Source organism: Actinomadura mexicana (assembly GCF_900188105.1).
Taxonomy (GTDB): domain Bacteria; phylum Actinomycetota; class Actinomycetes; order Streptosporangiales; family Streptosporangiaceae; genus Spirillospora; species Spirillospora mexicana.
In genome coordinates, this window is record NZ_FZNP01000006.1 from 112,270 (window position 1) to 127,447 (window position 15,178).

Genomic DNA, 15,178 nt, shown 5'->3' on the forward strand with positions numbered 1-15,178 from the left:
TTCACCGGCCGGTGAAGCCGATGTCCTGATAGGCGGGTCTCAGGAAGCCGCCGGCCCCCACGTTGGCGAGGTCCGCGCGCACTGCGACGAGCTGCGGCCGCTGGTACAGCGGCATGACCGACGCCTGGTGCCAGATGAGCCGGTCGGTCCTGTTCACCAGAGCGTGAGCCCTCTCCGGAGCGAGCTCCGCGATGGCCTGGTCCATCGCCGCGTCGATCGCGGCGCTGCCGATCCGCGAGTAGTTCTGCTGGACGTTGCGTCCGTGCGGTCGTGCGAACACCGCTTTCATCTGTGAGACGGGGAACGAGGTGCCGAGCCAGGAGAACGGAACGATGTCCATGTTGCCGGGCGTGACGTACCGCTCGAAGACGTCGTCCGCGGGAACGACCTGGATGTCCACCCGGACGCCTATGCGTTCGAGCAGCGCACGCGTCAGTTCTCCTTCCCGCCTGCTGATGGGGACCCCTGACGGCACCACGAACCGCAGCGCGAGCGTGCGTCCCGCCTTGGCGCGGTACCTGCCTCGCGGTCTCCAGCCGGCCTCGTCCAGGAGCCGTCTGGCCCGCGCGGGATCGTACGCACCGAGCCCGCGGGAATTGTCCTGGTAGCCGGCCTGGGTGTTGACGTAGAAGTGGTTGCCGAGCGTCTGGACCGGTACGCCGAGGCCGGACAGGTCGGAGCGTGCGATGACCCGCCGGTCGATGCCGAGCATCACCGCCCGACGCACCCTGGCGTCGGACAGGATGGCGCCGGCCGCGTTGAACGTGAAGTTCCGCCAGTCCGGCCCGCCCGCTCTGCGGACCGCGGCCCCGGAAACGCCCTGGACGCGTTGCAGCGCATCCGCGTCGAGGCCGATGTCCATCAGGTCGATCTCGTCGTTGGCGAACGCGCCGGGCATCGCGCTGGTGTCCATGGCGCGGTACACGATCCGGTCGAGCTTCGCCGGCGCGCCCCACCAGGCCGGGTCTCGCGCGAGGGTCACCGTCTTGGCCGTCCGGTCGATCCGCTGGAATCTGAACGGTCCGGCCGTGACGGGTGCGCGGCCCGTCCAGCCTGTGTTGAACGCGCGCGGGCTGGCGTAGGCGGCAGCCGGGTACAGGGGGCTGAACAGGCCGCGCCAGTCCGCGTACGTATGGGCGAACGTCACCTCGACCTCGTGGTCACCGGCGCCGCGTTCGACTCGCTCGATCTGCCGGTATCCGGTGACGGTCGAGACCTCGTAGCGCGGGTCGCGTCCAGAAAGGGCATGGGCCTGCGCCAGGAAGTCGGCGTGACCGATGGGCCGTCCGTCCGACCACCTGGCGCGCGGGTTGAGCCTGTAGGTCACGGTCTGGCCGTGCGGGGTCCGCTTCACCGTGGCCGACTTCAGGTACTCCGGGACGGGATGCGGGACGGCCTTCTCATCGGAACGCATCAGGTACGGCAGGACGCCCTGGACGACCTGCTCGACCGCACCCTTGGCGCCGTTGACGTGGTTGGTGTTCCACTGGGACGGGAACTCGGGCAGCGGCCAGCGGAGCGTCCCGCCGTTCACGACGCGGTCGCGCGGAGTCGGGTTCACATCCGCCGCGGGCAGCGCCCCGGACGCGCTGGACGGCGACGCCTCCGGGGCACGGCACCCGGCGCCGGTCATGAGCGCGAGCCCGAGGAGTCCCGCGGCGAGGACCTGTTTCATCGTTCGGCCGCCGCCGAGACGAGGGGATGGTGGCAGGCGACGGAGTGGTCCGCCGCGATGGCATGCGGAATCGGGTCGTGGTCTTCGCATAGGCGCCTGTCGTCGGGGGTGAGCGTGGCGTAGTGCGGGCAGCGAGCACGGAACCGGCACCCCGAGTGCCCGGCCATAGGGCCGGGAAGGTCACCGTGCAGAAGGAATGGGCGAGGTCGGTTCCGCTCTAGGCGGGGCGAAAGGATCGCGTCCAGTAGCGCCCGCGTATAGGGATGGGCTGGCGTCCCGTACACATCGGCGACCGGCCCGATCTCGACGATGCGCCCCATGTGCAGCACGGCGACCCGATCGGCGAAGCCCCGCATCAGGGCGAGGTCGTGGGTGACGAAAAGGCACGCCAGGCCGAGCCGCACCCGTAGCTCCTCCAGCAATTCCATGACGCTCGCTTGCACCGAGGCGTCCAGTGCAGACACAGGCTCGTCCAAGAGCAGAAGGCGGGGTTCCAAGGCGAGTGCCCTGGCCAGGGCTACGCGCTGCCTTTGCCCGCCCGAGAGCGCATGCGGGAAGCGCCGCGCATGGCCGGGGTCCAAGCCCACCAGAGCGAGCAGATCCTCCACACGACCACGGATCGGCATGCGGTGCGTGACGAGCGGTTCGGCGATGATGTCGGCCACCCGCATACGCGGGTTCAACGAGGCGTACGGGTCCTGGAACACGACCTGGACGTCCCTGCGCAAGGCCTTGCGGTCGGCGGCACGCAAGGTGGCCGCGTCCTGGCCCAGGACGGTGACGCGCCCCTCCTGCGGGCGGGACAACCGCAGGATCTCCATCAGCGTCGTGGTCTTGCCGGACCCCGACTCCCCCACCAGCGCGAGCGTCTCGCCCTCACGGACGTCGAAGCTCACGCCGTCAACGGCACGCACCTCCCCGGCCCGCCGCCGAAGCAGCGTCCCTGTGAAGAGGGGACAGCTGAAGAGAGGAGCGCGCAAGCGGGGATGGCGACGGACCAGGCCGTCCACATGGAGAACCACCGGACGTTCAGGCCGAGCACGGGGATCCGGCGCATCGCCCGCACGCGGCCATGAGCGCAGCAGGCGGCTCGTACAGGGCATCTGGGGTCGAAGGAAGATCTCCTCCACCGGGCCCGTCTCCACCACCCGTCCCTCGTGCATCACCATGACGCGGTCCGCGAAGCCGGCGACGACCCCCAGATCGTGAGTGATCAGCACGGTCGCGGCGCCGCTCGCCTCCCGGGCCACGCGCATAACGTCCAGCACCTGTGCCTGGACGGTCACGTCGAGGGCCGAGGTGGGCTCGTCGGCCACGATCACGACCGGGTCGTTGGCGATGGCCATGGCGATCATCACGCGCTGCCGCATCCCGCCGGACAGCTGATGCGGGTAGGCCCGAGCCCGTCGTGCCGCGTCCGGCACGCCGACCAGTTCGAGCAGGTCCACAGCACGCCTGCGCGCCGCCGCACGGCTCACCGCCGAGTGGATCCGGACGGCTTCTGCGATCTGGTCGCCCACCATGTGGACGGGCGAAAGCGCCGACAACGGATCCTGGAAGACCATCGCCAAGTCCTTGCCGCGCACCCGCGAGAGCTCCGCGTCGGTCCGTCCCAGCAGTTCCCGGCCGCGCAACCGCACGGAGCCCGTCACACGCGCGCCCTCGGGCAGCAACCCCATCAGCGCGAGCGCGAGCGCTGTCTTACCGGCTCCCGACTCGCCGACGATCCCGAGCGCCTCCCCGGCCTCGACCGAGAAGCTCGCACCGCGCAGGGCACTCGCACCCGCCGTGTAACCGACCGTCAGGTCGGCGACCCGCAGAACCGTCAACGCCCGGCCTCCGGGTCGAGAGCGTCCCGCAACCCGTCCCCGAGCAGGTTCACCGCGACGACGATCAGGACGAGCAGCCCGGCCGCGAACCCGAACGCCCACGGATGCGCGGTCGCCCCGCCCTGGCCGTCGGCGATGACCGTGCCGAGCGAGACGTCCGGCGGCCGGGCCCCGAACCCGAGGTAGGACAGCCCGCTCTCGGCGACGATCGCGACGCTCACGTTCAGGCTCGCGTCCACGGTCAGCAGCGACGCCAGCCCGGGCGCCACGTGCCGCACGACCAGCCGCGGCGTGCCCACGCCGAGGAACCGCGCGGCCAGCACGTGATCGCGGTCCCGCAGGGAGAGCGTCGCGGCCCGCACCGCGCGGGCGGTGACCATCCACATGAACGCGGCCAGCACCGCCGCGAGCACCGGCCGCCCTCCGGCGATCCGGGACGCCAGGACGGTCACGATCAGGAGGGACGGGAGCACCAGCAGCAGATCGACGCCCCACATCAGCACCCGGTCGACGCGTCCGCCCAGGAACCCTGCCGCGGTCCCGACGACGGCGGCGAGACCGGTCGACAGCAGGGCGGCGCTCAGGCCGACCAGAAGCGAGTTCTGCGCCCCGCGCAGCGTGGAGGCGAAGACATCGCGTCCGCTCTGCGTCGTGCCGAGCCAGTGGCCACCGGACGGCCCCTGCCGGAACGCCGCGAAGTCCGTCTCGTCCCATCCGTACGGCGACACGCGCGGCCCGCCGAAAGCCAGGAGGAGCAACAGCACGAGCAGGACGGCCCCGGCCGCCGTCCGACGGCCGGCGGTCATGGCACGCCTCCCGCGCGGACGCGGGGGTCCAGCGCTGCGGCCAGCACGTCGGACGCGAGGGCGGCCAGGGTGACGGCGCAGGCGGCGAGGCATTCGATGGCGGCGACCGCGTTGACGTCGCCGCGGGAGATGGCGCCGACGAGCCACTCCCCCAGCCCGTGCCGCCCGAAGGCCGTCTCGGTGAACACCCCGCCGAGGAGCACCAGACCGGAGGTGTAGGCGACGTAGGTCGTCATCGGGACGATCGCGGTCCGCAGCCCGTGCCGCAGCAGCGCGTCGCGCCGCCGGAGCCCCTTGGCCCGCGCGGCCCGCACGTGATCGGCGTGCAGCACGTCCAGCATCAGGCCCCGCTGGTAGCGGGCGTGGAGTGCGAGCTGGCAGAGGGCGATCGTGGCCGTCGGCAGCAGCAGGCGGCGCCCCCGATCCGCAAGATCCCAGAGCGCGCCGCGGGACTCCCCCGGTGTGGACTCGCCCACCCAGGCGAACACCCTCATCCCCAAAGCGTCGTTGGCCTCACCGGCCAGGATCTGTAAGAGCACCGCCAGGACGAACGCGGGAACGGCCAGCAGCAGACAGGAGCCGCCGGAGATCAGCCTGTCGGCCGCCCGGCCGTGCCGGACGGCGGCGTAGACGCCGAGGGCGACCCCCATGGCGCCTCCCAGGACCGCCCCCGGCGCCACCAGGCGCAGGCTGACGCCGAGCCGGCGCCACAGCTCGGCGCCGACCGGCTCGCCGTCCCAGGTCCGGCCGAAGTCGCCGTGCGCGACGCCCCCGGCCCAGGTGAGGTATCGCTCGGCCAAGGGCGTCCGGTCATCGAGGTTGAGCGCGCCGAGCCGCGCGTCGACGACGGCCTGCGGCGGACGGGGCGCGCGGTCTTCGAGACCGGCCCGCGGATCGAGTGCCGCGGCGGCCAGCAGGTAACCGAGGCTGGCGGCGAGCACGGCCAGCGCCGCGTGGTTCGCCAGGCGCCGGACCACGAACGTCGCCACCCTGTTCCCTTCTCACCACCCAGAAGTCACCGAATGTTATTGAGCGAGCACGGAAAGCGCAGGGGATTGCCAAGAGTCGCGCCGTGAAGGTCACGCGAGCACCGGCTCGCGGCCGGGCACGGCCTCCCCTTCCGCACGCCTCCGCAGACCGCCGACGACCACGAGCGCGATGCCGGCGGCGGCCCAGGCGGTCAGGACGGTGACCGGGCCGGCGTCCCCGGCACCGTCGAAGAACGCCACCGACCGCAGGAGGGTGGCCGATGCGCCCGGCGGCAGGTACTGGCCGATCGCGCCCCACGGCTGCGGCAGCATCTCGGGCGCCGACGTGGCCGCCGACAGGGGGTTGCCGAGCAGCAGCAGCGTGAGCGCGCCGAGGCCGAATCCGGGGCGGCCCAGGGCGGCGGCCAAGCCGACCACGGTGCCGGTCACCGCGAGGACGGACAGCGCCATGGCACCCGCGAGCGTGGCGTAGGAGCCGGGAAGCAGCGAAAGCCAGCCTTGCGCGATCCACGCGACGCCCAGCCCGCCCAGTACGGCGAAGATCACCGTGCCGGCGACGCGCCAGGCCAGGGACGGGATGGCGAACGTCAGCAGGACCGCGGCCGCGAGCCCGGACATGGTCAGCGGGAGCGCGAGGGCGCCGAAACCGGCCCCGCGGGGGTCGTCGGAGTCCGCGGCGACCACGTCCTGGACGGGCGGGGGCACCGAGGCGCCCCCAGGCCGCAGACGCGCCGCCATCGCACCGAGTTGCTGGGCGACCAGCGGCGAGGCGGCGGAGGCGGTGAGCACCTTCGGGCCGGACGGCGACGTGACGATGGCGCCGTACGCCTCGCGCTCCTCGATCGCGGCACGCGCGGCGGCCTCGTCCGGACGGGTCCGGACGTCGAAGGCGCCCGGCCGCCCGCGGTCGAGCAGGTCGGCGACGACGGCCGCCTGCGGGCCGGTCACGACGATCGGGACGTCACGCGGCGCCGTCCGTGCGGCGGGCCACGAGAAGGCAACGATCATGACGAGCTGCAGCGACGCGACGCCGACGGCCACGCCGACGGTGCGCGCGACGGGCGATGTCCGCACGGTCCCTCCAAAAAAACGAATGTCCGTTCTCTTTGGCGCGCAGCCTCGCACCCCCTCCGGAGCTTGTCAAGAAACGAACGTTCGTTTTAGATTGGCCCCATGCCGAGAGTCAGCGAGGAGCACCTGGAGCGCCGCCGCCGCCAGATCCTGGAAGCGGCGCGCGCCTGCTTCATCCGCAGGGGCATCCACGCGACGTCCATGCAGGACATCTTCGCCGAGGCCGGACTCTCCGCCGGTGCCGTCTACCGGTACTTCAGGAGCAAGAACGAGATCATCGAGGCGAACATCGCCACCGTGGTCGGCGACCTGCGCACGTTCTTCACCGCGCTCGCCGACAGCGACCCGCTGCTCCCGGTCGACGAGGTCGTCGAGCGGCTCGCCTCCCACATCGTCGCCCTCTCCGGCGAGAACGGCCCGCTCCGGCTCGCGCCCCAGGCGTGGGCGCTCGCCATGCACGATCCCGAGATCGCCGCGTACGTCGCCGACAACGTCACCGACCTGCGGGCCACCTGGACCCTCTACATCCGGCGGCTGGTCGACGCGGGTCTGCTTCCCGCCGACACCGATGTCGAGGCCGCCGGAAAGACGCTGTTCGCCCTCTTCCCCGGGTTCCTCATACAGCGCCTGCTGCTCAGGGACTTCGACCCCGCGGACATGAGGCGCGGGCTGAAGGCGCTGACACGCGAGAGCATGTTGACTTTGACGGCCTGACCGCCCCCGTCCCGGCTCCCCGGCCGTCCGGCTTGCCGCCGTCGCGCAACACTGACCTGCGCTTTCCGTTCTTTTCGCCTGATTTCGTGGTTACCATCACGGCACGCCCGCATGCACCGCGACCGGAGAATTCTCCGCCGAACCGGCTCAGCGGTGTCCTGAGGCGGACGCGATTTGGACTGCAGGACAGGGAGCTGCGCGTTTTAACATTCCATTACTTTTGGGCGGGGAGTGTGCATGGAGACGGAAGAGCACGACCGCGGAGCGGGGCGCGCCGGCGCCCTCCTCGCGCTGACCGCGGTCGCGTCCGTCGCCGCGTCATTGATCATCGGCGCCCGCGTGCCGTCCGAACTGCGGATGGTGTGGTGGCATCCGGAGATCCTGGTCGCCCTGGCATGGACGCCCGTGGGCGCCGTCCTGCTGCGGCACCGCCCGGGGCTCACGGTCGCCTGGCTCATGGTCGGCGCCGGTTTCAGCGCCTCGCTGTACGTGCTGTCGCTCAACCTCGGCCCCTGGCTCGAACTCCACCAGTGGCCCGGAGCGGGGTTCGTCCAGTGGCTCGCCGTCTGGCTGTGGGCCGTTGACACCTACGCCCTGACACTCGTGCTGCCGCTGATCTTCCCGGACGGGCGGCTGGTGTCGCGGTGGTTCCGGCCCGCCCTCGCCCTCGCCTGCCTCGTCCCGGTCATCGTCTGCGCGCACCTGACGATCGACCCGGACGTCCGCCGCTGGCACAACGGGGTCTCGGTGTACCCGTTCGAGGAGATCCCGCTCCCGATCAGCGCGGTCATCGTCACCGCCCTGGCCGCGGGCCTGTTCTCGGTGGCCGTGCGGTTCGTGCAGGCGCCGCCGGACGTCCGGCGGCAGATCGCCTGGGTGGTCTATCCGGGCGTCCTCGCCGAGGCGATCATCTTCGCCGGCGAGAACAGCCCGATCGGCGACCCGCTGCGCGACCTCACCATCGTCGCCGTCCCCATCTGCGTCGCCATCGCGATCACCCGCTACCGGCTGTACGACATCGACCTCGTGGTCAGCCGAACGCTGGTGTACGCGGGCCTCGTCGTCGTCATCACCGGCGTGTACTTCGCGCTCGTCGGCACCGCGAGCCTGCTGGCCCACGGCCGGGGCACCCTCGCCGGGCTCGCCGGGGCGGTCGTCGCGGGCGCGGTGTTCGAACCCGTCCGGCGGCGGCTGCAGCGCGCGGTGGACGGGGTCATCCACGGCGAGCGGGACCCGTACCGGATCGCCGACCGGCTGAACCTGCGGCTGCAGACCGCCGCGAACCCGGGTGCCGCGCTCGCCGTCGCCGCCGAGGCGGCGCGTTCGGCCCTGCACGCCACCGGCGTCACGATCGAGGTGCTGGACCGCGACGGCCGGACGGTCTCGGCGGAGGACGGCGTGCTCGGCGAGCGCCCCCAGCTCATCCCGCTGGTGTGGCACGGGGAGCCGGTGGGGCGGCTGCTGTTCGGCGTCACCCGCACCCCGGACGCGCGCCTGTCGAACATCCTCGCCCGCAACCTCGCCGAGCTGGCGAACGCGGTGCGGCTCTCCGCGGACGTCCAGCGCTCCCGGGAGCACATCCTGCGCACGCGGGAGGAGGAGCGGCGGCGGCTGCGCCGCGACCTGCACGACGGGCTCGGGCCGACGCTGGCCAGCCTCGCCATGACGGTGGACGCCGCGCGCATCACGCTGAGGACCGACCCGGAGGCGGCCGACGGGCTGCTGGAGGAGCTGCGCGCCACCATGGGACGCACCATCGGCGACATCAGGGAACTCGTGTACGGCCTGCGCCCGCCAGCCCTGGACGACCTCGGGCTGGAGGGCGCGATCCAGGCGCTCGGAGGCGTCGTCGCCGCCGGGGACGGCCCGCAGGTGGACGTGCGCGTCGAGGGCGACCTGAAGGGTCTGCCGGCCGCCGCTGAGGTCGCCGCGTACCGGATCGTCCAGGAGGCGCTGACGAACGTCCACCGGCACGCCGACGCGGGCTGTGCCGAGGTGCGGCTGCATCTGAACGGCGATCTGCACGTCACCGTCGACGACGACGGCGTGGGACTGCCCGACCAGGTGCGTTCGGGCATCGGCATGTCCTCGATGCGCGAGCGTGCGGCCGAGCTGGGCGGGTCCTGCACGGTGGGGCCCGGCCCCAAGGGCGGGACCCTGGTCCGCGCCAGGCTGCCGGTCAACGGCGCCTCCGCCTGAGGCGCCCCTCCCGGTGGGAGGGCCGGTGACCGCCCCCCGCCAAGAAGGTCGCCACCGGCCCTCGGGCTCCGTACGGGCCCGGGGCTCCCATCCCGGTCCATACGGGCCATTCACCAGAGGGTGTGCAAGAACGAAGTTATGCGGCGGAAGGTCCCGCTGGAGAGGGACAGCTGTCCCGTCTGTGCCGGGACCGCCCCGGGACAGGCGCAAGCCCAGGTAGGACGGGGCCTCCGCTAGATCCAGCCGGGCCGCGTCTCGCCCTCGGCGACCAGGACGGCCGGGCCCCGCAGGTAGCTGGTCTCGCCGTCCAGCACGACGGTCACCCTGCCGCCGGGGACGTCCACGGTCCATTCGGCGCCGTCGGCCGTGCCGCGGGCCGCCGCCGCGGCCACCGCGACGGTGCCGGTGCCGCACGACCGGGTCTCGCCGGAGCCGCGCTCGTACACCCGCATCTCGACGTGCCGGTCCCCCACGCTGCGGAAGAACTCGACGTTCACCCCGGCGGGGAAGACCGCCGGATCGAAGTCCGGGGCGCGGGAGAGGTCCAGGGCGGCGACCGGCCCGGTCACGCGGCACGCCAGGTGGGGGTTGCCGACGCTGACCCGCTCGCCTGCGAAGCTCGCGCCCGCCAGGGACGCCTCCCCCGGGCCGAGCAGCTCCGGCCGGCCCATCTCCACGCTGACGTCCCCGGACGGGCCGAGAGTCACGCGGCGCAGGCCCGCGCGGGTGGCCAGGTCCCACTCCCCGGGCGGGGCCAGGCCCGCGTCGACCAGGTAGCGGGCGAAGACGCGCACCCCGTTGCCGCACATCTCGGCGATGCTGCCGTCGGCGTTGCGGTAGTCCATGAACCACTCGGCGTCGGCGTCGGACCCGGTGGCCTTCGTCCGGACCGCGCGCAGGACGCCGTCGGCGCCGATCCCCGCCCGCCGGTCGCAGAGCCGCGCGACGGCCTCCGGGGTGAGGTCCAGGACACCGTCCGGATCGGGGAGGATCACGAAGTCGTTCTCGGTGCCGTGCCCCTTGACGAACCGCATGCTCCGATCATATGGGGTCCGGCGTCCCCCGGATCACCAGGGCGAGAGCGCGATCGACCAGGTCGGGGGCATCGTGGGGCAGCCATCGCACGCGCGGGTCGCGGCGGAACCAGGACTCCTGGCGGCGGGCGAAACGCCGCGTCGTCCGGACGGTGTCCTCGCGGGCCTGCTCCTGCGTCCACTCCCCCGCCAGGACCCGCAGCACCTGCGCGTACCCGAGGGCGCGCCCGGCGGTCAGGCCGTCCCGCAGGCCCCGCTCCTCCAGCTCCCGGACCTCGTCGACCAGGCCCGCCGCCCACATCCGCTCCACCCGCAGGGCGATGCGCTCGTCCAGCACCTCGCGGGGCACGCTCAGGCCGACCTGCACGACGTCGTCGTAGCGGTACCGGTGCTCGGGCAGGGTCGCGGTGAACGGGCGGCCGGAGATCTCGATGACCTCCAGGGCCCGCACGATCCGGCGGCCGTTGCTCGGCAGGATCGCCTCCGCCGCCGCAGGGTCCAGGCCGCGCAGCCGCTCGTGCAGCGGGCCGGGCCCGACCCGCGCCAGCTCCTCCTCCAGGCGCCCCCGCACGGCCGGGTCCGTCCCCGGGAACTCCATGCGGTCGAGCGCGGCGCGGACGTACAGGCCGGACCCGCCGACCAGCACCGGCAGCCGTCCCCGGCCCCTGATCCCGGCGATGGCGTCGGCGCTGAGCCGCTGGTACTCGGCGACGCTCGCGGTGACGGTGACGTCCCAGACGTCCAGCAGATGGTGCGGGACCCCGCGCATCTCGGCCGCGGACAGTTTCGCGGTGCCGATGTCCATGCCGCGGTACAGCTGCATCGAGTCGGCGTTGACCGCCTCGCCGTCCAGCCGGAGGGCCAGCTCGACGGCCAGGTCGGACTTGCCGGCCGCCGTGGCTCCGACGACCGCGGTCACGTGCGGGGCATTGGGTGAGGTCACGGGATTGATTGTGGCAACAGAACGGGTATGGCCGGAATGAACGGGTGCCGCAGCGTGCCCGCGGCGCCGAACCAGCCGAGGGATCCGGGGGGATTCGATGTCCATCGTCGACAAGGTCAAGCAGATGCTCGGGCAGCACTCCGACAAGGCCAAGCAAGGCGTCGAGAAGGCCGGGGACGTGTTCGACCAGCGCACCGGGGGCAAGCACGCCGACAAGGTCGACCGGGTCCAGGACCAGGCCGGCAGGTACATCGACCGCGAGGGCGGCCAGCCCGGCGGCACCGGCGGTCCGCACGGCGAAACCGGCGGACAGCCCGGCGGCGGCCAGGCCGAGGGACCGGGCGGACGGCCCGGCGGGACGGGCGGACAGCCGCCGCCCTAGGCGGGCCCTGAGGGGCCGTACCCGCGAGCACCTGCCGTGCCGGCTGCCCGGCCGGAGCCCGTGACAGGGTTCAGGGGCAGGTCGAGCAACCCGGCGCGGAGGCGGCGGGCTGGGCCGGGCGCCCGATCGAGGGCATGCCCAGCGACACGCCCACGGCTCCGCCTTCCCCGCCCTGCCGGGCCTCCCACGCGTCGCCCGCGCGCGTCCGGCGGACGCCCAGCGCGGGCTTGTCGGCGACCAGGTGGTGCGGAGCGGCATAGGTGATCTCGACGGTGACCATGTCGCCGGGACGGACCGGCTCCTGCGGCACGCCGAAGTGGACCAGGCGGTTGTCGGGCGCCCGCCCCGAGAGCCGGCGCTTCGCCTCGTCCTTGCGGCCCTCGCCCTCGGCGACCAGCACCTCCAGCGTCCGGCCGAGCTGCCCGCGGTTCTCCGCCCAGGAGATCTCCTCCTGGAGCGCGACGAGCCGCTCGTACCGCTCCTGGACGACCTCCTTCGGCAGCTGGCCGTCCATGGTCGCCGCCGGGGTGCCCGGGCGCTTGGAGTACTGGAACGTGAACGCCGACGCGAACCGGGCCTCCCGCACCACGTGCAGGGTCTCCTCGAAGTCGGCCTCGGTCTCGCCGGGGAAGCCCACGATGATGTCGGTGGTGATCGCCGCGTCCGGGATCGCGGCCCGGACCTTCTCGATGATGCCGAGGTAGCGCGCCTGCCGGTACGACCGGCGCATCGCGCGCAGCACGGCGTCCGACCCGGACTGCAGCGGCATGTGCAGGGACGGCATCACGTTCGGCGTCTCCGCCATCGCGGCGATCACGTCGTCGGTGAAGTCCTTGGGGTGCGGCGAGGTGAACCGGACCCGCTCCAGGCCATCGACGCCGCCGCAGGCCCGCAGCAGCCCCGCGAACGCCGACTGCCCGCCCCCGGTCATCGCGCGGACCTCCTGCGGCGCGCCGGACAGGGCGCCGAAGCCCGAGCCGTAGGCGTTGACGTTCTGCCCGAGCAGCGTTATCTCCAGGGCGCCCTCGGCGACCAGCGCCTCGACCTCGGCGAGGATCTCCCCCGGCCGGCGGTCGCGCTCCTTGCCGCGCAGGGACGGGACGATGCAGAACGTGCAGGTGTTGTTGCACCCCACGGAGATCGACACCCAGGCGGCGTAGGGGGACTCGCGGCGCGTCGGCAGCGTCGAGGGGAAGGTCACCAGCGACTCTTCGATCTCGACCTGCGCCTCGCTTCGAACGCGCGCGCGTTCGAGCAGCGCGGGCAGCGACCCGATGTTGTGCGTGCCGAACACCACGTCCACCCAGGGGGCGCGCCTGACGATGGTGTCGCGGTCCTTCTGCGCCAGGCAGCCGCCGACGGCGATCTGCATGCCGGGATGGCCGTCCTTGACGGGCCGCAGATGGCCGAGGTTGCCGTAGAGGCGGTTGTCGGCGTTCTCCCGCACCGCGCAGGTGTTGAACACCACGACGTCGGGCTCGGCCTCCCCCGCGCGGACGTACCCGGCCGACTCCAGCAGACCCGACAACCGCTCGGAGTCGTGGACGTTCATCTGGCACCCGTAGGTACGGATTTCGTACGTACGGGCAGCCGTCTCCATTGGCGCACTCATGACAGTCATCCAGGTTACGGGCCCGGCGTGACATGGCGGAACGGGCGGCGCACCCCGCCGCCGCCTTTTATGATCACTCTCCGCCACGACCGAACCCCGTCCGACGTGGGTATTCGTGATCGTATCGGTACCGCGCGGCAACTCGGGCAGTACTGGCGATGACATAAAGTCCGTGCCCATGACGGACAGCGAAAGCGGGCCCGAGGTCACCGAGACCGGGCCGGAGGACTCCACCCCGGAGCCGGCCGCCGCAGGTGACCGGCCGCTCGTCGTAGTCGAGCACGTCAACAAGCACTTCGGCGAGCTGCACGTCCTCAAGGACATCAACCTCACCGTGAACTCCGGCGAGGTGGTCGTCGTCATCGGCCCGTCCGGCGGCGGGAAGTCGACCCTGTGCCGGTCGATCAACCGGCTGGAGCCGATCGACGACGGCACGATCCTCGTGGACGGCAAGGAGCTGCCCAAAGAGGGCAAGGATCTGGCGAAGCTCCGCGCCGACGTGGGCATGGTGTTCCAGTCGTTCAACCTGTTCGCCCACAAGACGATCCTGGACAACGTCATGCTCGGGCCGGTGAAGGTCCGCAGGCAGGGCAAGCAGGAGTCGCAGAAGCACGCGATGGAACTGCTCGACCGGGTCGGCATCGCCAACCAGGCGCACAAGTACCCCGCGCAGCTGTCCGGCGGGCAGCAGCAGCGCGCGGCGATCGCGCGCTCCCTCGCGATGCGGCCCAAGGTGATGCTCTTCGACGAGCCCACCTCGGCGCTGGACCCGGAGATGGTCAACGAGGTCCTGGACGTCATGACGGGGCTGGCCCGCGAGGGCATGACGATGATCGTCGTCACGCACGAGATGGGCTTCGCCCGCCGAGCCGCCCAGAAGGTCGTGTTCATGGCGGACGGCCAGATCGTCGAGGAGAACACCCCCGACGAGTTCTTCACCAACGCGCGGACCGAGCGCGCGAAGGACTTCCTTTCCAAGATCCTCACGCACTGAGCCGCGGGGCTCCGGCAGAGAGCAGAGGTAGGACGAGAATGCGAGTACGTCGTTTCGGCGCCCTCATCGGGGCGGGGATGGCGCTGTCGCTGGCGCTCAGCGCGTGCGGCAGTGACACCGAGAAGACCGAGGCCAAGACGGTCGTCCAGAAGGCCAAGGACGACAAGAAGCTGACCATCGGCATCAAGTTCGACCAGCCGGCGCTCGGCCTGAAGAAGCCCGACGGCAGCTACGACGGCTTCGACGTCGACGTCGCCAAGTACATCGCCAAGTCGCTCGGCGTCCCCGAGAGCGGCATCACGTTCAAGGAGACGACCTCCGCCAACCGCGAGTCCTTCCTCGGCGGCGGGCAGGTCGACCTCGTGGTCGCCACCTACTCCATCACCGACGCGCGCAAGTCGCAGGTGACCTTCGGCGGGCCGTACTACGTCGCCCACCAGGACACGATGGTCAAGGCCGACAACGGCAGCATCAAGAAGGCCACCGACCTCAAGGGCAAGAAGCTCTGCAAGGCCGCCGGGTCCAACTCCTTCCGCCGCATCACCGAGGGCCCGCCGGACGGCAAGCTGAACATCAAGGGCGTCACGCTGGTGGACGCCTCCAGCTACTCCGAGTGCGTGAGCAAGCTGAAGTCCGGCGCCCTGGACGCGGTCAGTACCGACGACCTGATCCTGGCCGGCTTCGCCAACCAGCAGAAGGGCTCCTTCAAGGTCATCAACGACCCCTTCACCGACGAGAAGTACGGCGTCGGCCTCAAGAAGGGCGACACCGAGACCTGCGAGGCCGTCAACAAGGCCGTCGCCCAGATGTACTCCGACGGCACGGCCAAGACCCTGCTGGAGAAGCACTTCGCGGGCACCGGGCTCAAGCTCGTCACGACCGCCCCGCAGATGGAAGGCTGCGCCTGATCCAGGGCCGCGACTGACGCCC

The 15,178-nt window shown here is 72.0% G+C and carries 13 protein-coding genes; 5 read left to right on the top strand and 8 right to left on the bottom strand.

Features of this window, described 5'->3' with window-relative positions; genetic code table 11:
• Window position 1 precedes the first annotated feature (1 nt).
• From CHC11_RS16955 to CHC11_RS16970, 5 genes are all read right to left on the bottom strand, one after another.
• A complete protein-coding gene (locus CHC11_RS16955) occupies window positions 2–1,675 on the bottom strand; it encodes an ABC transporter family substrate-binding protein (RefSeq protein WP_089312721.1) in 1,674 nt (557 codons plus the stop codon).
• Window positions 1,672–3,504 carry a dipeptide ABC transporter ATP-binding protein gene (locus CHC11_RS16960; RefSeq protein ID WP_218826129.1) on the bottom strand — a complete coding sequence of 611 codons (1,833 nt, stop codon included), beginning with the start codon at window positions 3,502–3,504 and terminating at the stop codon, window positions 1,672–1,674. Before CHC11_RS16960 ends, CHC11_RS16955 begins: the two co-directional genes overlap by 4 nt.
• Window positions 3,501–4,310 carry an ABC transporter permease gene (locus tag CHC11_RS42090; RefSeq protein ID WP_218826130.1) on the bottom strand — a complete coding sequence of 270 codons (810 nt, stop codon included), beginning with the start codon at window positions 4,308–4,310 and terminating at the stop codon, window positions 3,501–3,503. Before CHC11_RS42090 ends, CHC11_RS16960 begins: the two co-directional genes overlap by 4 nt.
• Complete coding sequence (locus tag CHC11_RS16965) at window positions 4,307–5,299, bottom strand: ABC transporter permease (RefSeq protein ID WP_089312722.1); 993 nt, start codon at window positions 5,297–5,299, stop codon at window positions 4,307–4,309. Before CHC11_RS16965 ends, CHC11_RS42090 begins: the two co-directional genes overlap by 4 nt.
• 90 nt (window positions 5,300–5,389) lie before the next feature.
• Complete coding sequence (locus tag CHC11_RS16970) at window positions 5,390–6,373, bottom strand: hypothetical protein (protein WP_218826131.1); 984 nt, start codon at window positions 6,371–6,373, stop codon at window positions 5,390–5,392.
• A 99-nt stretch (window positions 6,374–6,472) separates the two neighbouring features.
• Here CHC11_RS16970 and CHC11_RS16975 point away from each other — a divergent pair, with 99 nt between their 5' ends.
• Window positions 6,473–7,084, top strand: a complete 612-nt coding sequence (locus CHC11_RS16975; protein WP_089312723.1) for a TetR/AcrR family transcriptional regulator — start codon at window positions 6,473–6,475, stop codon at window positions 7,082–7,084.
• Between the two features lie 237 nt (window positions 7,085–7,321).
• The gene (locus CHC11_RS16980; RefSeq protein WP_089312724.1) at window positions 7,322–9,283 is read left to right on the top strand and encodes a sensor histidine kinase; all 1,962 of its coding nucleotides are present in this window, start codon (window positions 7,322–7,324) and stop codon (window positions 9,281–9,283) included.
• 233 nt (window positions 9,284–9,516) lie between these two features.
• On the opposite strand, the gene dapF is transcribed toward CHC11_RS16980, so the two are convergent.
• Together dapF and miaA are read right to left on the bottom strand one after the other, a co-directional pair.
• Window positions 9,517–10,317, bottom strand: a complete 801-nt coding sequence (gene dapF / locus CHC11_RS16985) for a diaminopimelate epimerase (protein WP_089312725.1) — start codon at window positions 10,315–10,317, stop codon at window positions 9,517–9,519.
• A 7-nt stretch (window positions 10,318–10,324) separates the two neighbouring features.
• The gene (miaA, locus tag CHC11_RS16990) at window positions 10,325–11,236 is read right to left on the bottom strand and encodes a tRNA (adenosine(37)-N6)-dimethylallyltransferase MiaA (protein ID WP_245919400.1); all 912 of its coding nucleotides are present in this window, start codon (window positions 11,234–11,236) and stop codon (window positions 10,325–10,327) included.
• A gap of 121 nt (window positions 11,237–11,357) precedes the next feature.
• On the opposite strand from miaA, the gene CHC11_RS43445 reads away from it, so the two are divergent.
• Complete coding sequence (locus tag CHC11_RS43445) at window positions 11,358–11,642, top strand: antitoxin (protein ID WP_089312727.1); 285 nt, start codon at window positions 11,358–11,360, stop codon at window positions 11,640–11,642.
• Window positions 11,643–11,712: 70 nt separating this feature from the next.
• Here CHC11_RS43445 and miaB read toward each other — a convergent pair whose 3' ends face one another.
• Window positions 11,713–13,242: a tRNA (N6-isopentenyl adenosine(37)-C2)-methylthiotransferase MiaB gene (gene miaB, locus CHC11_RS17000; protein WP_425427326.1), complete on the bottom strand. Its 1,530-nt coding sequence runs from the start codon at window positions 13,240–13,242 to the stop codon at window positions 11,713–11,715.
• Window positions 13,243–13,432: 190 nt separating this feature from the next.
• Here miaB and CHC11_RS17005 point away from each other — a divergent pair, with 190 nt between their 5' ends.
• Together CHC11_RS17005 and CHC11_RS17010 are read left to right on the top strand one after the other, a co-directional pair.
• Entirely contained in the window at window positions 13,433–14,248 is an 816-nt protein-coding gene (locus CHC11_RS17005) for an amino acid ABC transporter ATP-binding protein (protein ID WP_089312729.1), read from the top strand.
• Between the two features lie 38 nt (window positions 14,249–14,286).
• Entirely contained in the window at window positions 14,287–15,156 is an 870-nt protein-coding gene (locus CHC11_RS17010; protein ID WP_089312730.1) for a glutamate ABC transporter substrate-binding protein, read from the top strand.
• Window positions 15,157–15,178: the final 22 nt, after the last annotated feature.